20 protein-coding genes are annotated in these 19,138 nt (G+C 73.2%); 15 read left to right on the plus strand and 5 right to left on the minus strand.

The genetic code is table 11. From position 1 onward, the window contains the following. Window positions 1-37: 37 nt before the first annotated feature. Complete coding sequence (cofC, locus tag E4622_RS02930) at window positions 38-667, minus strand: 2-phospho-L-lactate guanylyltransferase (RefSeq protein WP_134738575.1); 630 nt, start codon at window positions 665-667, stop codon at window positions 38-40. Between the two features lie 71 nt (window positions 668-738). On the opposite strand from cofC, the gene E4622_RS02935 reads away from it, so the two are divergent. Together E4622_RS02935 and E4622_RS02940 are read left to right on the plus strand one after the other, a co-directional pair. Then, window positions 739-1,503, plus strand: a complete 765-nt coding sequence (locus tag E4622_RS02935; protein WP_209021762.1) for a lysophospholipid acyltransferase family protein — start codon at window positions 739-741, stop codon at window positions 1,501-1,503. Continuing rightward, on the plus strand, window positions 1,500-2,504 hold the full coding sequence (locus E4622_RS02940) for an NAD(P)H-dependent glycerol-3-phosphate dehydrogenase (protein ID WP_134738576.1): 1,005 nt from the start codon (window positions 1,500-1,502) through the stop codon (window positions 2,502-2,504). Before E4622_RS02935 ends, E4622_RS02940 begins: the two co-directional genes overlap by 4 nt. Before the next feature lie 4 nt (window positions 2,505-2,508). Here E4622_RS02940 and E4622_RS02945 read toward each other — a convergent pair whose 3' ends face one another. Continuing rightward, window positions 2,509-3,585: a PLP-dependent aspartate aminotransferase family protein gene (locus E4622_RS02945; protein ID WP_134738577.1), complete on the minus strand. Its 1,077-nt coding sequence runs from the start codon at window positions 3,583-3,585 to the stop codon at window positions 2,509-2,511. A 31-nt stretch (window positions 3,586-3,616) separates the two neighbouring features. On the opposite strand from E4622_RS02945, the gene E4622_RS02950 reads away from it, so the two are divergent. Beyond that, window positions 3,617-4,744, plus strand: a complete 1,128-nt coding sequence (locus E4622_RS02950; RefSeq protein ID WP_134738578.1) for a D-alanine--D-alanine ligase family protein — start codon at window positions 3,617-3,619, stop codon at window positions 4,742-4,744. 3 nt (window positions 4,745-4,747) lie between these two features. On the opposite strand, the gene E4622_RS02955 is transcribed toward E4622_RS02950, so the two are convergent. After that, window positions 4,748-5,260 (minus strand): DUF3515 domain-containing protein, encoded by a 513-nt coding sequence (locus tag E4622_RS02955; protein WP_134738579.1) that lies wholly within the window; start codon window positions 5,258-5,260, stop codon window positions 4,748-4,750. Window positions 5,261-5,302: 42 nt separating this feature from the next. Next, window positions 5,303-5,539 carry an Lrp/AsnC ligand binding domain-containing protein gene (locus tag E4622_RS02960; RefSeq protein ID WP_134738580.1) on the minus strand — a complete coding sequence of 79 codons (237 nt, stop codon included), beginning with the start codon at window positions 5,537-5,539 and terminating at the stop codon, window positions 5,303-5,305. 116 nt (window positions 5,540-5,655) lie between these two features. On the opposite strand from E4622_RS02960, the gene E4622_RS02965 reads away from it, so the two are divergent. Next, window positions 5,656-6,609: a thiamine-phosphate kinase gene (locus tag E4622_RS02965; RefSeq protein ID WP_134738581.1), complete on the plus strand. Its 954-nt coding sequence runs from the start codon at window positions 5,656-5,658 to the stop codon at window positions 6,607-6,609. A 59-nt stretch (window positions 6,610-6,668) separates the two neighbouring features. Here E4622_RS02965 and rpmB read toward each other — a convergent pair whose 3' ends face one another. Continuing rightward, complete coding sequence (rpmB, locus tag E4622_RS02970) at window positions 6,669-6,854, minus strand: 50S ribosomal protein L28 (protein ID WP_134738582.1); 186 nt, start codon at window positions 6,852-6,854, stop codon at window positions 6,669-6,671. A gap of 162 nt (window positions 6,855-7,016) precedes the next feature. Between rpmB and E4622_RS02975 the strand changes: the two genes are divergently transcribed. From E4622_RS02975 to E4622_RS03025, 11 genes are all read left to right on the plus strand, one after another. Continuing rightward, window positions 7,017-8,684, plus strand: coding sequence for a DAK2 domain-containing protein (locus E4622_RS02975; protein WP_134738583.1), 1,668 nt, complete (start codon window positions 7,017-7,019; stop codon window positions 8,682-8,684). 10 nt (window positions 8,685-8,694) lie between these two features. After that, entirely contained in the window at window positions 8,695-10,938 is a 2,244-nt protein-coding gene (locus tag E4622_RS02980; RefSeq protein WP_134738584.1) for an ATP-dependent DNA helicase RecG, read from the plus strand. Between the two features lie 7 nt (window positions 10,939-10,945). Then, the gene (gene rsmD / locus E4622_RS02985) at window positions 10,946-11,539 is read left to right on the plus strand and encodes a 16S rRNA (guanine(966)-N(2))-methyltransferase RsmD (RefSeq protein WP_134738585.1); all 594 of its coding nucleotides are present in this window, start codon (window positions 10,946-10,948) and stop codon (window positions 11,537-11,539) included. Between the two features lie 9 nt (window positions 11,540-11,548). Further along, window positions 11,549-12,046: a pantetheine-phosphate adenylyltransferase gene (coaD, locus tag E4622_RS02990; RefSeq protein WP_134738586.1), complete on the plus strand. Its 498-nt coding sequence runs from the start codon at window positions 11,549-11,551 to the stop codon at window positions 12,044-12,046. 122 nt (window positions 12,047-12,168) lie between these two features. After that, the gene (locus tag E4622_RS02995) at window positions 12,169-12,690 is read left to right on the plus strand and encodes a YceD family protein (RefSeq protein WP_245155853.1); all 522 of its coding nucleotides are present in this window, start codon (window positions 12,169-12,171) and stop codon (window positions 12,688-12,690) included. Between the two features lie 76 nt (window positions 12,691-12,766). Continuing rightward, window positions 12,767-12,952 carry a 50S ribosomal protein L32 gene (rpmF, locus tag E4622_RS03000; RefSeq protein WP_134738587.1) on the plus strand — a complete coding sequence of 62 codons (186 nt, stop codon included), beginning with the start codon at window positions 12,767-12,769 and terminating at the stop codon, window positions 12,950-12,952. Between the two features lie 16 nt (window positions 12,953-12,968). Next, on the plus strand, window positions 12,969-13,718 hold the full coding sequence (gene rnc / locus E4622_RS03005; protein ID WP_134739381.1) for a ribonuclease III: 750 nt from the start codon (window positions 12,969-12,971) through the stop codon (window positions 13,716-13,718). Window position 13,719: 1 nt separating this feature from the next. Continuing rightward, entirely contained in the window at window positions 13,720-14,607 is an 888-nt protein-coding gene (mutM, locus tag E4622_RS03010) for a bifunctional DNA-formamidopyrimidine glycosylase/DNA-(apurinic or apyrimidinic site) lyase (protein ID WP_134738588.1), read from the plus strand. Window positions 14,608-14,684: 77 nt separating this feature from the next. Next, window positions 14,685-14,891 (plus strand): hypothetical protein, encoded by a 207-nt coding sequence (locus tag E4622_RS03015; protein ID WP_134738589.1) that lies wholly within the window; start codon window positions 14,685-14,687, stop codon window positions 14,889-14,891. A 230-nt stretch (window positions 14,892-15,121) separates the two neighbouring features. Further along, window positions 15,122-18,670, plus strand: a complete 3,549-nt coding sequence (gene smc, locus E4622_RS03020) for a chromosome segregation protein SMC (protein WP_134738590.1) — start codon at window positions 15,122-15,124, stop codon at window positions 18,668-18,670. After that, entirely contained in the window at window positions 18,667-19,110 is a 444-nt protein-coding gene (locus tag E4622_RS03025; protein WP_134738591.1) for a thioesterase family protein, read from the plus strand. The genes smc and E4622_RS03025 overlap by 4 nt, the downstream gene beginning before the upstream one ends. The last annotated feature ends 28 nt before the right edge of the window (window positions 19,111-19,138 follow it).

A 19,138-nucleotide genomic window follows, 5' to 3' on the forward strand; every position in this document is an offset into this window, starting at 1 on the left:
CGACCGGGCCGTCCTCCTTCGGGAGGGCGGCCCGTCGTCATGTCAGGCCGAGCTCGCCGACCATCCGCGCGGTCTCGACGCCCACCCCGAGGGTGACCGCCTCACGCAGGTCGTCCAGGTCGTCCACGTCCCGGCGCAGCGTGGGCAGCTCCAGCCGCAGCCCCAGGGCGCCCGACACCTGGTGGGCGTGGCTCGAGTCGACGCCGAAGTGCGGGTCGAACTCGTCGTACGGCGCGGTGTAGAGCGTGCTGCCCGTCCCCTCGGCGTCCGCGACGAACGACGGGCCGTCCGGGACGAACGACGTGAGTGCGAGGTCCAGCTCCTCGGGCCGCAGGGCCGGCAGATCCGCGAGCAGCGCGGCCGGAAGGAGGTCGGGCCAGCGCCGCCTCGCCTCCGCGACGGCCTGGCGCAGGGCGGCGTTGAGGTCGCTGGTGTCGCCGTCGGGGACGGTCGCGCAGCCGAGGGCGGCGAACTCGCGCGAGAAGGCCGCGTCGTCGGTCGCGACCAGCACCTCGGCGACGCGCTCGCAGGCGAGGCAGGCGGCCACGGTGTCGAGGGCGAACGCGCGGGCCAGCCCCCGTCGCTGAGCGTCGTCGAGACCGACGATGCGCGACTTGCCGAGTGCGGGGGACTTCACCGGCACGACGACGACGTACGACGGGGCCACCCGACGATCCTGTCAGGCGCCGACACCGGACGACACGTGGTGCTCGTCACGGCGGCGAGTAGCGTGCTCCCGTGAAGGTTCGTGTGCGCAAGCTGCAGGAGAGGCGGGGCTGGGCGTTCGGCTTCGCGGTGCTCATCGTGAAGCCCACGTTGCTGGCGACGACCACCCATGAGTGGATCGACGGCGACAAGCTGCCCGAGTCGGGCGGCTGCGTGCTGGTGCTCAACCACGTGTCGCACCTCGACCCCCTCACCGCCGCGCACCTGGTCTACGACCACGGCCGGATCCCGCACTACCTCGCCAAGTCGGGGCTCTTCAGGAACCGCGCCCTCGGGGCCTTCCTGCGCTCCGCCGGTCAGATCCCGGTGGAGCGGATGAGCCGCAACGCGGCCGGGGCCTTCGACGCCGCCGTCGCCGCCGTGCGCGACGGGCAGTGCGTCGTGGTCTACCCCGAGGGGACGCTCACGCGGGACCCCGACCTCTGGCCGATGACCGGCAAGTCCGGCGCGGCACGGATCGCGCTCGAGACCGGCTGCCCGGTGATCCCGGTCGGGCAGTGGGGCGCCCACGAGATCCTCTACCCCTACGCGAAGAAGCCCGACGTGTTCCCGCGCAAGAGGATCACCATGAAGGTGGGGGACCCCGTCGACCTCACCGACCTTCTCGACCGGCCGCGGGACCAGCACGTGATCCAGGAGGCCACCGACCGGATCATGGCGGCGATCACCACCCTGGTCGAGGATGTCCGAGGCGGGCGAGCACCCGCGGAGCGGTTCGACATGCGCAGGGCCGGCATCAGGCCGACCGGCAACCCCCGGAAGAAGGACGACGCGTGAGCAACAAGGTAGCGATCCTCGGTGCGGGGTCCTGGGGCACCGCCTTCTCGATCGTCCTCGCCGACGGCGGCAACGACGTCACGATCTGGGGCCGTCGCGAGGAGGTCTGCGCGAGCATCAACGACCAGCACGAGAACATCGACTACCTCCCGGGCATCCAGCTGCCGCCGACCGTCTCGGCCACGCACGACCCGGAGGAGGCCCTCGCCGGCGCCGACGTCGTCGTGCTGGCGGTCCCGTCGCAGTCGCTGCGCGACAACCTCGTCGAGTGGGCGCCGTACGTCGGCAAGGACGCGGTCATGGTCTCGTTGATGAAGGGCGTCGAGCTCGGCACCCTCAAGCGGATGAGCGAGGTCGTCGCCGAGGTGACCGGCGCCGGCCCCGAGCGCATCGCGGTCATCAGCGGGCCCAACCTCGCCAAGGAGATCGCGCGCCGCGAGCCCGCCGCGTCGGTCGTCGCCTGCGAGGACGAGGAGGTCGCGCGGATGCTGCAGAACCGCGTGCACTCCGCGGCGTTCCGCCCCTACACGAGCGTCGACGTGCTCGGCTGCGAGCTGGGTGGCGCCTACAAGAACGTCGTCGCGCTGTCGGTCGGCATGGCCGTGGGCCTGGGCTTCGGGGACAACACGACGGCCTCGGTCATCACCCGCGGGCTGGCCGAGACCGCGCGCCTGGCCATGAAGCTCGGCGCCAACCCCCTGACCCTGATGGGGCTGGCCGGGCTGGGCGACCTCGTCGCCACCTGCTCCTCGCCGCTCTCGCGCAACCGCACCTTCGGCGAGAAGCTCGGCCAGGGCCTCACCACCGAGGAGATCGTCGCCTCGACCCGTCAGGTGGCCGAGGGCGCCAAGTCCTGCCGCTCCCTGCTCGCCCTCGCCGAGCGCTCCGGCGTCGACGCCCCGGTCGCCCACCACGTCGACGCCGTCGTCGCCGGCACGATGACCGCCAAGGACATGGTCGACGCCTTCATCGCCCGCGACACGAAGGCAGAGACCGACTGAGCGCCTAGGGCACCAGCGTGTCCAGCGCCTGCGCCAGGTCGCGCCAGAGGTCCTCGACGTCCTCGACGCCGACGGACAGGCGGACGAGGCCGTCGGGGATCGTGACCGGCTCGGCCTTCCAGCGGCGCCGCCGCTCGAACGTCGACTCGACGCCGCCCAGGCTGGTGGCGTGCACCCACAGCCGGGTCTTCTGCACGAGCAGGTCGGCGGCGAGCGCCTCGCCGGCGAGCACGATGGAGACGATCCCGCCGAAGCCGGGGTAGCGCGTCTCGGCGACCGCGGGGTGCTCGCGCAGCCGGGCGACCAGCTCGGTGGCGTTGGCCTGGGAGCGCTCGACGCGCAGGTGGAGCGTGCGCAGGCCGCGCAGGGCCAGCCAGGTCTCGAACGTGCCGGGGATCGCGCCCAGGAGGTCGCGACGGCCCTTGAGGACGGCGTGGAGCTCGTCGTCGGCGGTGACGACCGCGCCCATGAGGACGTCGCTGTGACCGGCGAGGTACTTGGTGGCCGAGTGGACCACGACGTCCGCGCCGAGGGCGAGCGGCTGCTGGAGCAGGGGAGTGGCGAAGGTGTTGTCCACGACGACGTAGGCACCGTGCTCGTGGGCGGCCTCCGCGATCGCCGCGATGTCGGCGATCTCGAGCGCGGGGTTGGTGGGCGACTCGAACCACACCAGGGCCGCGTCGACGCAGGCGGCGGCGACGGCCGCGGTGTCGGTGATGTCCACCAGCTCGGTCGTGATGCGGCCGCGGGCCTCGAGGTCGGCGAGCTGGAGCAGGGTGCCGGTGTAGGAGTGCGCGGGGGCGACCACCTTGCCGCCCTGGGCGACCAGGTCGAGCACCGTGCTGACAGCCGCCAGGCCGCTGGAGAACGCCAGGCAGCGCCCGCCCTCCAGGGCTCCGAGCGCCTCCTCGAACGCCGCCCACGTGGGGTTGCCGTAGCGGCCGTACTCGAGCTGCCCGCCGGCGACGTAGGTCGACGTCATGGTGATCGGGGTGTTGAGCGGCTGGTCGGGGACGTGCGGGGGGCGACCCGCCGTGACCGCGATCGTGGCTGGCTGCAGGTCGGGCGAGTCCTCGGGCATGGCGAAAGCGTAGGAGACTAGGGTCGACGCGATGAACGCCCCCACCCCCGAGCGCAAGCCCCGCGTCGCCGTCGTGTTCGGCGGGCGCTCCAGCGAGCACGCGATCTCGTGCGTGACCGCCGGCAGCGTGCTCGCCGCCATCGACCGCGACGCCTACGACGTCGTCCCGATCGGGATCGCCCCCGACGGTCGCTGGGTCCTCGAGAGCGGTGACCCCGAGCGGCTGCGCATCCAGGGCGCCGACCGGCTGCCCAGCGTCGACGGCGACCTGGCGCCGGTGGCGCTGTCCCGCGCGGCCGGTGCGACCGACCTGGTCGTCTCCGAGCCCTCCAGCCCGCCTCGCACGCTCGGCGAGGTCGACGTGGTCTTCCCGCTGCTGCACGGGCCGTGGGGCGAGGACGGGACCATCCAGGGGATGCTCGAGATGGCAGGGGTGCGCTACGTCGGCGCCGGCGTGCTGGCCTCGGCGGTCAGCATGGACAAGGCCTACATGAAGGTCGTCCTGGGCGCCGCCGGGCTGCCGCTCATGCCGAGCATCACGGTCACCGCGCGCGAGTGGGCGGACGCGCCGTCCGCCGTACGCCACAGGGCGGCGGAGCTGGGCTACCCGCTCTTCGCCAAGCCGGCCCGGGGCGGCTCCAGCATCGGCATCTCCAAGATCCACGACGAGTCCGAGCTCGCGCAGGCGCTCGAGGACGCGCTCGTCCACGACCCGAAGGTCCTGCTCGAGGTGTCCGCCGAGGGCGCCCGCGAGGTCGAGTGCGGGGTCCTGGAGCGCTTCGACGGGGGCACGGACACCAGCGTGCCTGCGGAGATCCGGATCACCGGCGAGCACGAGTTCTACGACTTCGCCGCCAAGTACCTCCCCGAGGAGCACACCGAGCTCGACGTCCCGGCCGACCTGCCCGAGGACGTCGCGACCCGCCTGCGCGAGCTGGCGGCCCAGGCCTTCACCGCCGTGGGCTGCGAGGGCCTGGCGCGCGTCGACTTCTTCGTGCGCCCCGACGGCTCGCTGGTCGTCAACGAGCTCAACACGATGCCGGGCTTCACCCCCCTGTCGATGTTCCCGCGCATGTGGGCCGCCACCGGGCTGGACTACCCGGCGCTGGTCGACCGGCTGCTCCGCCTGGCGCTCGCGCGCGAGACCGGCCTGCGCTGAGCCTCAGTCCGGGGGAGCAAGGCAGGGCTCGACGAGGTCCAGGTCGGCCGCGAGCGGTGTCGCGACGCCGGCCAGCGCGTCAGGGACGCCGTCGGGACGGTAGTCCGACGGGATCCGGACCGAGACCAGCGGCGAGTGGGTGAGCGACCACACGGTGATGTCCTCGTCCTGGTTGCCCGCCTCGATCAGCGAGGGGTCGCCGAACCAGCCCACGCCCTCCACCTCCTGGCAGGCCCAGGTGACCTCGTCGAAGTCCTTCGGCTCGGCGGCCCCGCAGGTGACCACGATCGCCGGGTCGCCCCACGCCGCGCCCAGGGCGTCGTCGGGCTCCACGTCCACCCGGTCCAGGCCGGCGAGGCTCCCAGGCAGGTCGTCGACGAAGTCCCGGCACGCGGCCGCGTCGGCCTCGCCGAGGTCGACCGACTCGACCTCGGGCGGGCCGCTGCAGGCGGCGAGCGTGCTCATGAGGACGACGGCGCCGGCGGACGCGACGACGCCCCGGGCCCAGCGGGCCACGGGGCGTCGTACGGGACGGCGGAGGTGACTCAGCTCAGCGCCTCAGATGTGGACGACGGGGCAGGTCAGCGTGCGGGTGATCCCGTCGAGGGTCTGCACCTTGGCCACGACCAGCTTGCCCAGCTCGTCGACGTTGCGCGCCTCGGCGCGCACGATCACGTCGTAGGGGCCGGTGACGTCCTCGGCCAGCGTCACGCCCTTGACCGCCGCGATGGACTTGGCGACCTCGGCGGCCTTGCCGACATCGGTCTGGATCAGGATGTAGGCCTGGACGACCATGGGGGTCTCCCTCAATCTCGGTGACGACGGTGTGACAGTGGTGTGACGGTCAACCTATCGCGCCCGGCGTGAGTGTCCATAGCCGCATGGATCCCAGCATCTGGTGGGATGCCTGCATGACGTTCCCGCCCGACGCGACCTTGGCCGACGCCGGTGAGTTCGGCCTCATCTCCGAGCTGGTCGGGCTGTTCCCCCAGGGCGAGCACGTCCTGGTCGGCCCGGGCGACGACGCGGCCGTGCTGCGGGTCCGCACCGGCCACGTGGTCGTGTCCACCGACCTGATGGTCCAGGGCCGTCACTTCCGCCGTGACTGGGCCAGCGCCGAGGACGTCGGCCACCGGGCCGCGGCCCAGAACCTCTCCGACATCAACGCCATGGGTGGGCGCGCCCACTCGCTGACGGTCGGCATCGCCGCTCCTCCCGACCTGCCGGCGCAGTGGGCGCTGGAGTTCGCGGCCGGCTTCGCCGCCGAGTGCGGGCTCGTGGGCGCCAGCGTCGTCGGGGGAGACGTGACCCGTGCCGACGAGGTCGTCATCGCCGTCACGGTGATCGGTGCCTGCCTGCAGGCGCCCGTCGTGCGCTCCGGCGCGGAGGCCGGCGACCTGCTCGCCATCACCGGCCGCCAGGGCTGGGCCGCCGGCGGCCTCGCCGTGCTGGGCCGCGGCTTCCGCTCGCCCCGGGTCCTGGTCGAGGCCTACCGACGCCCCGAGCCGCCGTACGACGCCGGCGCGATCGCGGCCGCGGCCGGCGCCACGTCGATGATCGACGTCTCCGACGGGCTGCTGGCCGACGCCGGCCACCTCGCCGACGACTCCGGCGTCGCCATCGACGTGCGCCGCGACGCCTTCGAGGTGCCCGAGCCGCTCGTGGCAGTGGGTGCGGCCACCGGCGCGGACCCGCTGTCGTTCATCCTCGGCGGCGGCGACGACCACGCCCTCCTGGCGACCTTCCCCGACGCGGCGTCGGTGCCCGAGGGCTGGCACGTCATCGGCGACGTCCTCGAGGGCGACGCCGGCGTCACCGTCGACGGCGGGGCCTACGACGGGCCCACGGGGTGGACCCACTTCTAGGCACGACGCACGAACGGCCGCCACCCGAGGGTGACGGCCGTGCGTGGAAGAGCTTCAGGTCAGCGCGAGACCTTGCCGGCCTTGAGGCAGCCGGTGCACACGTTGAGGCGCTGCGGGGTGCCGTTGATCTTGGCACGCACGCGCTGGATGTTGGGGTCGAAGCGGCGCTTGGTGATCTTGCGCGACCACGGCCGGTTGTTGCCGAAGCCAGGCTTCTTGGCGCAGATGTCACAGACGGCAGCCACGGTGATTGACTCCTGAGTAGTGGTGATAGACGAGGGGCCCGCTCGGCGGGCAACCGCACAAGAGTATCCGAACCCCGGCCGAGCGGAAAATCGTGCCCGTCCCACTACTCTGTGGCTTCTGACACCCGACTGGGCACCCACCCCCGTGACTCTAGGCAGGCGATGGAAGAGACCCCGCGCGGCGGCATCATCGAGCTCGCGGTCGTGCTCCGGTTCGTCGACATCGCGACGGACGCGCTGGCGCGGGCGCGCGAGGAGATAGACGCGCTCAACGTCTACCCGGTGCCGGACGGCGACACCGGCACCAACATGTACCTCACGGTCTCGGCCGCTCGCGACGCGATCCGCGAGGCCGCCGAGGGTCCCGGGGGAGACCGGGACACCGCCCTCGCGGCGTTCAGCCGGGGCGCGCTGCTCGGGGCGCGGGGCAACTCCGGGGTCATCCTCAGCGAGATGCTCGGCGCGATCGCCCGCCGGATCTCCGCGTCGACGCCCCAGGAGCGCAACGCGCAGGTGATGGCCGACGCGCTGCGCCGGGCCACCGAGGCCAGCTACGCCGCGGTCGGGCGCCCCGTCGAGGGCACGATGCTCACCGTGGCCCGCGCCGCCTCCGAGGCGGCGGTCTCGCTCGCCTCGGACCCCACGGTGCGCGCCCGCGACGTGTTCACCGCGGCCGCCCGCGCCGCCCGCGAGGCCCTGGCCCGGACGCCGGAGCAGCTGCAGGTCCTCAAGGACGCCGGGGTCGTCGACGCCGGCGGACGCGGCCTGAGCGTGATCCTCGACGCCGCCGAGACGGTGCTGACCGGACGCCGCCCGGTGCCGGTCACCAGCCCGATCGGACGCCACGCGATCCCGATCCCGCTCACCGGCGGCCTGCCCGAGAACGACCTGAGCCCCGACGGCCCCGCCTACGAGGTGATGTACCTCCTGGACGCCACCGAGGCGGCGATCCCGACGCTGCGCACGACGCTGGACGGGCTGGGTGACTCCCTGGTCGTCGTCGGCGGCGACGGCCTGTGGAACGTCCACGTCCACGTGGACGACGTGGGCGCCGCGATCGAGGCGGGGATCGAGGCGGGGCGCCCGCACCGCGTGCGTGTCACCCACTTCGCCGAGCAGGTGGCCGACACTCGCCACGGCCGCGGTCACCAGCGCGACGGGCGCCGCATCGTCGCCGTCGCGGCGGGACCCGGGCTGCGCGCGCTCTTCGAGGAGGCCGGCGCCGTGGTGGTCGACGGCGGCCCCGGGCGCCGGCCGTCGACCGGGCAGGTCCTCGAGGCCATCACCTCGTGCGGCGCCAGCGAGGTCGTCGTCCTGCCCAACGACCCCGACTCGGTGCGGGTGGCCCAGATCGCCGGCCAGATGGTGGAGAACGACCCCGATCTCGACGGGCAGGTGCGCGTCGCGGTCATCCCGACCCAGGCGCAGGTGCAGGGGCTCGCCGCGCTGGCCGTCCACGAGCCGGGCCGCACCTTCGAGCAGGACGTCCTGGAGATGACCGCGACCTCCCGCCACGCGCGCCACGGCGCGGTGACGATCGCGGCCCGCCAGGCGATGACGATGGCCGGCCCGTGCGAGCCGGGCGACGTGCTCGGCGTGATCGCCGGCGACTTCGCCGTGGTCGGCCAGGACCTCGACGAGGTCGCCGGCGGCGTGCTGGGACGGCTGCTCGCCGGCGGCGGCGAGCTGGTGACGCTGGTGGCGGGGGAGAGCGCCGACGGTCTCGCCGAGCGCGCGGCCGCCTGGGTCGACCGGCACCACCCGCATGTCGACGTCGTGGTGTACGACGGTGGGCAGGAGCGCTACCCGCTCCTGCTGTCCGTCGAGTGAGAGGTCGCGCGTGATCAGCCCCGACTCCCCGGTCGCCGCCGTCTTCGGCGACGCCAAGAACAAGCGCGACAAGATCGTCAAGAACCTCCGCATCGAGACGGTCGGCGACCTGCTGCGCCACTTCCCGCGTCGCTACATCAAGACCGGGGAGCTCACCCGCGTCGACGACCTGCAGGTGGGCCAGATGCTCACCGTGGTCGGCGAGATCTCCGACAGTCGGATGCATGCCTACTCCGACCGACGCACCGGCAAGCCGGCCTACCGCCTGGAGACGGTGCTGCGCACCGACGGCCCCCGCCTGAAGATGACCTTCTTCGCCAAGTCCCAGCACGTCTCGGAGTGGCAGCAGCGCCGCCTCCCGGTGGGCCGCAAGGGCCTGTTCATCGGGCAGGCCGGCCAGTTCAACAACCAGTGGCAGCTCACCAACCCGACCATGGTGCTCTTCGGCGGCCCCGGCGACGACGAGGAGATGATCCGCCCCGAGCAGCTGCGCGGCCTCTACCCGCTCTACCCCCTCACCAAGGGCGTGGACCACTGGGACTTCCAGCGCGCGATCTCCTTCGCCCTCAGCGTGGTGGAGCCCCCGGTCGAGCTGCTGCCCGACGACGTCCTGGCGGACTACGACGTCGTCGACGCCGGCACGGCGCTGGAGTGGATCCACGGCCCCGACGAGTTCGAGCAGGTGCAGCGCGCCCAGCGCCGCTACCGCTTCGAGGAGGCACTGGTGACCCAGCTCGTCCTGGGCCGCCGACGGCGCGCGGTGCGCGCGCTCGGCGCCCACGAGCGCACCGGCGGCGACGGCGCGCTGCTGGCGGCGTTCGACGCGCGGCTGCCGTTCACCCTCACGGACGGTCAGCGCGAGGTGGGCGCCCAGATCGAGGCCGACCTCGCCCAGCCGCACCCGATGAACCGTCTCCTCCAGGGGGAGGTCGGGTCCGGCAAGACCCTGGTGGCGCTTCGCGCGATGCTGCGCACCGTCGACTCCGGCGGTCAGGCGGCCCTGATCGCCCCGACCGAGGTGCTCGCCCAGCAGCACTACCGCTCCATCACCGCGCTGCTCGGCGACCTCGCCCACGGCGGCATGCTCGGCGGCCCGGCCGAGGGCACGGCGGTCGAGCTCCTCACCGGGTCGATGACCAGGTCGCAGCGGACGGCGCCGATGTCGCGGCTGGCCAGCGGCGAGTCCGGCATCGTCATCGGCACCCACGCCCTGCTCGAGGACAACGTCATGTTCGCCGACCTCGGGCTGGTGGTGGTCGACGAGCAGCACCGCTTCGGCGTCGAGCAGCGCGCGGCGCTGACGGGCAAGTCCGTCGTGCCGCCCCACGTCCTGGTCATGACCGCCACCCCGATCCCGCGCACCGTGGCGATGACGGTCTTCGGCGACCTGGAGACCTCGGTGCTGACCGAGCTGCCCGCCGGGCGGGCGCCGATCCAGACCAACGTCGTCAACACCCAGGAGCACCCCGCCTGGATCGAGCGCGTCTGGCAGCGCGTGCGCGAGGAGGTCGCGCAGGGCCACCAGGCCTACGTCGTGTGCGCGCGCATCGAGGGCGACGAGCCCGAGGAGGGGGAGACCGACCAGCTCGAGGTCGACGAGGACGGGCTCCCGATCCCGCCGCAGCCCCAGCGGCCGCCGCTCGCGGCGGTCGAGGAGATCGTCGTGGAGCTCCAGCTCGGCGCCCTCAACGGGCTGCGCGTCGCCCGCCTCCACGGCCGGCTCCCTCCCGACGAGAAGGACGCCACCATGCGGGCCTTCGCGGCCGGGGAGATCGACGTGCTGGTGTCCACGACGGTCATCGAGGTCGGGGTCGACGTCCCCAACGCCACGACCATGGTGCTGCTCGACGCCGACCGCTTCGGCGTCTCCCAGCTGCACCAGCTGCGCGGCCGGGTCGGCCGTGGCGGGCACCCCGGGCTCTGCCTGCTGGTGACCGACCTGTCCCCGATGCTGCAGCCCACCGCGGCCGAGCGGCTCGAGGCCGTCGCCTCGACCACCGACGGCTTCGAGCTCAGCCGGGTCGACCTCGAGCTGCGCCGTGAGGGCGACGTCCTCGGCCGGTCGCAGGCCGGTGGCCGCTCCGGCCTCGTCAACCTCCGCGTCCTGCGCGACGAGGAGACGATCCTCGAGGCCCGCAAGGCCGCGGAGGCCCTGCTCGACCGCGACCCTGACCTGCTCGACTCGCCGGCGCTGGCCGTCGCGGTCGCCGACCTGGAGCTGAGCCAGCAGGGCCAGTTCATCGAGAAGTCGTGAGGCGACCGTGACCCGAGTGATCGCCGGACGTGCCAAGGGCCGCCGGCTCGCCACGCCCCGGGGTGACGCCACCCGCCCGACCAGCGACCGCGTGCGTGAGGCGCTGTTCTCCGCGGTCGAGTCCTGGTGTGGCTCGCTCCACGGCCTGCGCGTGCTCGACCTCTACGCCGGCAGCGGCGCGGTCGGCCTCGAGGCCTGGTCGCGCGGGGCCGAGGCGGTCACCCTCGTCGAGCAGGACCGCCGCACCGCAGCGCTGGTGAGCGACAACGCCCGCACCATCGGCTTCGCGCAGGCCGACGTGCGGGCCTCCTCGGTCGCCGCGACGCTGCGGCAGGCGCCGGCGGAGCCGTTCGACGTCGTGTTCCTCGACCCGCCCTACCCGCTGGCCGACGACGCGGTCGCCGCCGACCTGGCCGCTCTGGTCGAGCACGGCTGGCTCGCGGCGGGCGCCCTGGTCGTCGTCGAGCGCGCCAAGCGCAGCACCGAGCCGGACTGGCCCGACGGCCTGGTCGGCGACCGGTCGAAGCGCTACGGCGAGACCGTGCTTTGGTACGGTCACGCAGCCCAGGACGACCCGGACCCGGGCCACCCCAGCAGCTGAGGAGCCGCCGTGCGCCGTGCCGTCTGCCCGGGGTCCTTCGACCCCGTCACCCACGGTCACCTCGACATCGTGGCGCGCGCCTCGGCGCTCTTCGACGAGGTCGTCGTCGCGGTCGGGGTCAACAAGTCCAAGAGCCGCCTCTTCGACGCCGACGAGCGCCTGGCGATGCTCGAGCGCGCCTGCGCGCCGTTCGACAACGTGCGGGTCGACGGCTTCACCGGCCTGCTGACGACCTACTGCGCGGACAACGACGTCCAGGCGATCGTGAAGGGCCTGCGGGCGGTGAGCGACTTCGACTACGAGCTGCAGATGGCGCAGATGAACGCCTCGCTCACCGGCGTCGAGACCGTCTTCCTCCCCACCAGCCCCACCTACTCCTTCGTGGCCTCGAGCCTGGTCAAGGAGGTCGCGACGTTCGGGGGCGACGTCTCGGCGCTGGTCCCCGACTTCGTCAACGCCGCCCTCCTCGAGCGGCTCGCCGCCCGCAAGGCCGCCGGCGAGGCCTGAGCGCGCCCTCCGCCGGGCCGTTTTGCTCCGCCCACGACCGGGCGGATACGCTCTCCTCTGATCTGTTGTGCCCGGAACCAGAAAGTGAACCACTGAGCAACCTGGACCCGAGAGCGCCGCTCGTGCTCGACACTCGCGAGCTCGGCCGCCGCCCGGGGTCCCAGCGCGAGGTGTCACGATCGGTACCGGCGCCGGCAGATCTCGGCATCGAAGTCCTCCATGTCCCCGAAGGTGCACCGGTCGAGCTGGACCTGCGCATCGAGGCGGTCATGGAGGGAGTCCTGGTCACGGGTGAGGCGCGAGCCGCGCTCGAGGGCGAGTGCGTGCGGTGCCTGGAGCCGATCGACGACGAGATCGACGTGCGGTTCCAGGAGCTGTTCCTCTACGACGACCAGGTCACCCCCGGTGAGGAGCCGGAGGACGACGGGGTCAGCATGCTCGAGGACGACCTGCTCGACCTCGAGCCCCTGCTGCGGGACGCGGTGGTGCTCGCACTACCGTTCCAGCCGCTGTGCGAGGAGGACTGTCCGGGGTTGTGCGTCGAGTGCGGCGCACGGCTGAAGGATGATCCCGATCACACGCACGAGGCTGCGATCGACCCGCGATGGGCGGGCCTGACCGCGCTGAAGCACGACGAAGACTGACCAGCGACTACCCTGAGCTGTCCCAAGTTCTGGCAGAGCCTGACCGGGCCCCCGGTCGACGTATGAGGAGAAAACAGTGGCTGTCCCGAAGCGGAAGATGTCGCGCAGCAACACGCGCCACCGTCGCTCGCAGTGGAAGGCCGTCGCGCCGACCCTGGTGACCTGCGCCAACCCCGCCTGCGGTGCCAAGCACCTGCCCCACCGTGCGTGCGGCACCTGCGGCCAGTACGGCGCGAAGGCCGAGCGCCGTCAGGTCCTCTGAGGACCGCGCCAGACCGCTGAGCGACTACAGCGAGCTTCGAGCAGCGCTCGGTGACCCGATCCTGGATCCCGGGCTGCTCGAGCGCGCCCTGACGCACCGGTCCTACGCCTACGAGAACGGTGGCCTGCCCACCAACGAGCGCCTGGAGTTCCTGGGCGACTCGGTGCTCGGGGTCGTGGTGACCGAGACCCTCTACGTCACCCACCCGGACCTCTCCGAGGGCCGCCTGGCCAAGCTGCGGGCCGCGGTGGTCAACGCGCGCGCCCTCGCCGAGGTCGGCCGCACCATCGGGCTCGGCGAGTACGTCAAGCTCGGCCGGGGCGAGGAGGCCACGGGCGGGCGCAACAAGGCCTCCATCCTCTCCGACACCGTCGAGGCGGTCATCGGGGCGATCCACCAGAGCGGCGGCGGGATCACCACCTCCGCCGAGGTCGTGCACCGCCTCTTCGACCCGCTCATCGAGGCCGCCTCGGCCATGGGCGCCGGCCTGGACTGGAAGACCTCCCTGCAGGAGCTCACCGCCGAGCACGCGCTGGGCGTCCCGGAGTACCTCATCGAGGACGACGGGCCCGACCACATGAAGACCTTCACCGCCCGCGTGCGCGTCGGTGAGGAGATCTACGGCAACGGGGTCGGTCGCTCCAAGAAGGAGGCCGAGCAGGCCTGCGCCGAGACCGCCTACGGCGAGATCATGCGCGCCCTGTCGGCCACCGTCGGCGTCGCCGACGCGGCGGGCGGCGCCGAGCCCGTCGTCGGTACCGACTGACGTGCCCGAGCTGCCCGAGGTCGAGGTCGTCCGGGCCGGCCTCGAGCGCCACGTCCTGGGGGCCACCATCACCCGCGTCGACGTGCTCCACGAGCGTCCCGTCCGCCGGGACCCTCGCGGGCCCCGCGGCTTCGCCGAGGCCCTGACCGGCCGCCGGATCGAGGCGGCCCGCCGCCGCGGCAAGTACCTCTGGCTGCCCCTCGACAACGGCGACGCCCTGCTCGGCCACCTCGGCATGAGCGGACAGCTCCTGGTGCAGCCGCCCACCCTGCCCGACGAGCGCCACCTGCGCGTCCGGCTGGCCCTCGACGGCGCCGACGAGGGCCGCGAGCTGCGCTTCGTGGACCAGCGGATGTTCGGCGGGCTCTCGGTCTCCGACGGGGGAGCCGAGCTGCCTCGCGAGATCGCCCACATCGCCCGCGACCCGCTGGACCCGGCCTTCGACGACGACGAGTTCGTCCGGCGGTCACGTCGCCGCAGCGCGGGCGTCAAGCGGCTGCTGCTCGACCAGGGACTCATCTCCGGCGTCGGCAACATCTACGCCGACGAGGCCCTGTGGCGCGCACAGGTCCACGGCGACCGGCCCGGTGAGCGGCTCACCGGTCCGCAGCTGCGCGGCCTGCTCGGGCACGCCCGGGAGGTGATGTCGGAGGCGCTGGGCCAGGGCGGTACGTCGTTCGACGCCCTCTACGTCAACGTCAACGGCGAGTCCGGCTACTTCGACCGCTCGCTGCACGCCTACGGACGCGAGGGGGAGCCCTGCGAGCGGTGCGGGACCCCGATCCGCCGGATCGCCTTCATGAACCGCTCGTCGTACTTCTGCCCGGTCTGCCAGCCGGCCCCGCGCCGCCGTCGCCAGGTCGCCCCCGCGGTGCCGCTCGCAGATTGACCCCGCGCGGTTGTGGTGGGACTCTTGAAGACGGCCCTCTGTGGGCCGTCCACCACTCGAACCGGAAGGGTCTGTCCATGGCCAAGGCGCTGATCGGCTACCTGAGCAGCGACCTGCGAGACCCCCGCCTGACCGCCGAGAACGCTCGGCTGCGTGCACGCGTGGGAGAGCTCGAGGACCTCGTCCTGCGGCTCGCGGAGGAGAACGACCGGCTCGTCGCCTCCCGTGCGGCCGCCCTGATCGACCTCGAGTCCGCCGCCCTGCAGGAGATGCAGCCGGCCTGAGGTCGGCTTCGCCGTACGCGTGAGTTTCACCGGGTACCCGGTGAATCTTGGGACTCGAGTGACGCCCGGGACACCCCAGGCGGCACCGTCGGCCCGACGAGGGCGGGGTTCCGCGCTTGGGGGCGGTCGGCAGGTAGGGTGAGCCGCGCTGAGCTTCCCCCGCGGCGGGCGCCCCCGCACCCGCGTTTCAGTGACGAAGACGCCCCGCCGACCACTGATGGAGTCTCGCGTTGTACCTGAAGAGCCTGACCCTCAAGGGGTTCAAGTCCTTCGCCTCCTCGACCACGCTCCAGCTCGAGCCGGGCATCACCTGCATCGTGGGCCCCAACGGCTCCGGCAAGTCCAACGTCGTCGACGCGCTCGCGTGGGTGATGGGCGAGGCCAGCGCCAAGTCGCTGCGCGGCGGCAAGATGGACGACGTCATCTTCGCCGGCACGTCCGGGCGCCCGCCCCTGGGCCGCGCCGAGGTGCTGCTGACGATCGACAACAGCGACGGCGCGCTGCCGATCGAGTACGCCGAGGTGACGATCAGCCGCACGATGTTCCGCAGCGGCGGGTCCGACTACGCCATCAACGGCACCTCGTGCCGCCTCCTCGACGTGCAGGAGCTGCTCTCCGACTCCGGCATCGGCCGCGAGATGCACGTCATCGTCGGCCAGGGCCAGCTCGACCAGATCCTGCACGCGACGCCGGAGGACCGGCGCGGCTTCATCGAGGAGGCCGCGGGCGTCCTCAAGCACCGCAAGCGCAAGGAGAAGGCGCTCCGCAAGCTCGACTCCACCGACGGCAACCTCAACCGGCTCAACGACCTGCTCAACGAGATCCGCCGCCAGCTCAAGCCCCTCGGCCGCCAGGCCGAGGTCGCCCGCCGTGCCGCCGGAGTCCAGGCCGACGCGCGCGACGCCCGCGCCCGGCTCATGGCCGACGACCTGGTCACGGCTCGCACCGCGCTCGAGCAGGAGATGGCCGACGAGACGATCCTCGTCGAGCGTCGCGAGCAGGTGGAGGCCCAGCTCGCCCAGGGCCGCGAGGCCGAGGCGGCGCTCGAGGCGGCCCTGCGCGAGGACCTGCCGGCGCTCCAGCGCGCGCAGGACGTCCAGTACGCCCTCAACGGGCTGCGCGAGCGCCTGCGCGGCACCCAGTCCCTGGCGGCCGAGCGAGTGCGCAACGCCGCCGGCGTCGCCGACGCCGAGCTCCAGCAGGGCCGCGACCCCGACGAGCTCGAGGCCGAGGCCCAGCGCGTCCGCGCCCAGGAGCAGCAGATTGGCGAGGAGGTCGAGGTCGCCCGCACCGGCCTCGAGCAGTCCGTGACCGCACGCCGTACGGCGGAGGACGCGGCGGCCGAGGAGGAGCGCCGCGTCGCGGGGCTGGTGCGTGCCGCCGCCGACCGCCGCGAGGGCCTGGCCCGTCTCCACGGGCAGGTCAACGCGCTGCGCTCGCGCGCCGCCGCAGCGGACGACGAGATCGGCCGGCTCAGCCTCGCCCGCGAGGAGGCGACCTCCCGCGCCGACCGCGCCCAGCGCGACTTCACCGCCCTGGAGACGAAGGTCGCCGGGCTCGACGCGGGGGAGGAGGGCCTCGACGCCGAGCACGAGGCCGCCACCGACGCCCTGGCCGACGTCGAGGAGCGCCTCGCCAAGACCCGCGAGGAGGCCCAGCAGGCCGACCGCGACCGCTCCACCCTCGCCGCCCGCAAGGACGCGCTCGAGATGGGCCTCAACCGCAAGGACGGCGCCGGCGCGCTGCTCGCGGCCACCGAGTCGGTGTCGGGCCTCATGGGCTCGGTCGCCGCCCTGCTCACCGTCCGGAGCGGCTACGAGACCGCGGTCGCCAGCGCCCTCGGCTCCGCCGCCGACGCCGTGGCGGTCACCGACGCCGGTGCCGCCGTGGCCGCCATCGGTCACCTCAAGGGCGACGACCTCGGCCGCGCCGGCATGCTGCTCGGCGGCCTGGCCGAGACCGACGAGCGGCCCTGGCCCGGGCTGCCCGGCCATGCGTCGTACGCCGTCGACGTGGTCGAGTGCCCCGACACCCTGCGCCCCGCCCTGACCCGCCTGCTGTTCAAGGTCGCCGTGGTCGAGGACCTCGACACCGCCCGGTCCCTGGTCGCGGACCTGCCCGACGTCACCGCGGTCACCCGCGAGGGCGACGTCCTCGGCGCCCACTTCGCGGCGGGCGGCTCGTCGAGCCAGCCCAGCCTGATCGAGATCCAGGCGGCCGTCGACGAGGCGGCCGCGATGCTGGCCGAGGCGATCGCCTCCGCCGAGCGCCTCACCTTCGACCTGTCGCGCCTGGAGAGCGAGCGCCTGGAGGCGCAGAAGCGCGCCGACGTGGCCCTCGCCAAGCTCCACGAGTCCGACGCCACCCTCGCCGCCGTGGCCGAGGAGCTGGGCCAGTACGGCTCGCAGGCGCGCTCGGCCCGGGGCGAGGCCGACCGCCTGACCCAGGCCATCGAGAAGGCCGCGAGCGCCCGCGACCAGGACCTGGCCGGCCTCGCCGACCTCGAGTCCCGGCTGGCGACCGCCGAGGACGCTCCCGACGAGGAGCCCGACACCTCCGAGCGAGAGCGGCTGCGCGAGGCCGCCAAGGCCGCACGCCAGGCCGAGACGGACGCCCGGCTCGCGCTGCGCACCCACGAGGAGCGCTCCCGCGCCCTGCACGGCCGCGCCGACAACCTGCTCCGCGCCGCCCGCGCCGAGCGCGAGTCCCGCGCCAAGGCGGCCGAGCGCCGCGAGCGGCTGCTCCGCGAGGGCCGTGCCGCCGAGGCGGTCGGCATCGCGACGTCCTACGTCCTGTCGCGCCTCGAGGTCTCCATCCACCAGGCGACGCTCGCCCGCCGGGAGGTCGAGGAGGCACGGAAGGGCCGCGAGCAGGAGCTCCTCGCCATGCGCGGCACGCTGCGCCAGCTCACCAAGGAGCACGACGAGCTGGTCAACTCCGTCCACCGCGACGAGATGGCCCGCACCCAGCAGCGCATGCGCATCGAGCAGATCGAGGAGCGGGCGCTCGAGGAGCTCGGGCTCGACGCCGACGGCCTCGCCGCCGACTACGGCCCCTCCCAGCTCGTCCCGGCGACGACGCCCGACGAGGACGGCGTCTTCGCCGACCCCGTCCCCTACGTCCGCGAGGAGCAGCAGAAGCGGCTGCGCACCGCCGAGCGGGAGCTGACCACGCTCGGCAAGGTCAACCCGCTGGCGCTCGAGGAGTTCTCCGCGATGGAGGAGCGCCACAAGTTCCTCACCGAGCAGCTCGAGGACCTCAAGCGCACCCGCAAGGACCTGCTCGACATCGTGCGCGAGGTCGACGCGCGCGTGGAGGCGGTGTTCACCGAGGCCTACGCCGACGTGAGCACGGCCTTCGACTCGACCTTCGCCCGGCTGTTCCCCGGTGGCGAGGGCCGGCTGGTCCTGACCGAGCCCGGCGACATGCTCAACACCGGTATCGAGGTCGAGGCCCGCCCGGCCGGCAAGAAGGTCAAGCGGCTCTCGCTGCTCTCCGGCGGCGAGCGCTCGCTGGTCGCGGTCGCCTTCCTGGTCGCGCTCTTCAAGGCGCGGCCCTCGCCGTTCTACATCCTCGACGAGGTCGAGGCGGCCCTCGACGACACCAACCTCGGGCGCCTGCTGGAGATCTACGAGGAGCTCCGGGAGAACTCCCAGCTGCTCGTCATCACCCACCAGAAGCGCACGATGGAGGTCGGCGACGCCCTCTACGGCGTGACCATGCGCGGCGACGGCGTCTCCGCGGTCATCAGCCAGCGGCTCAGGGAGCAGCCGGCGTGAGCGACCGCCCCACCCGCGCCGACTATGTGGCGTGGCGCACCGTCACCACGCGCTGGCGCGACGACGACGCCTACGGCCACCTCAACAACGCGACCTACTACGAGCTGTTCGACACCGCGGTCAACGCCTTCCTCTACGAGGCCACCGGCCTCGACGTGCGCTCGCTGCCGCGGATCGGGGTCGTCGCGGAGACCTCGTGCCGCTACTACCGCGAGCTGGGCTTCCCGCAGCCGATCGAGACCGGGCTGGTCGTCGACAGGGTCGGCACCTCCTCGGTCATCTACCGGATCGGGCTCTTCCAGGGCGAGAGCGACGAGGCCGCTGCCGAGGGTCGCTTCGTGCACGTCTACGTCGACAACACCGACCCGGCCCGACCCGTCGCGCCGCTGCCCGACGAGATCCGCGCCGTCGTCGGAACCCTGGTGCGACCCGCCGACTGACCAGGCCGTCTCGGCCGGGCGACCAGGG

Origin of the sequence: Nocardioides sp. 503, assembly GCF_004522095.1 — a bacterium.
Classification (GTDB): Bacteria; Actinomycetota; Actinomycetes; order Propionibacteriales; family Nocardioidaceae; genus Nocardioides.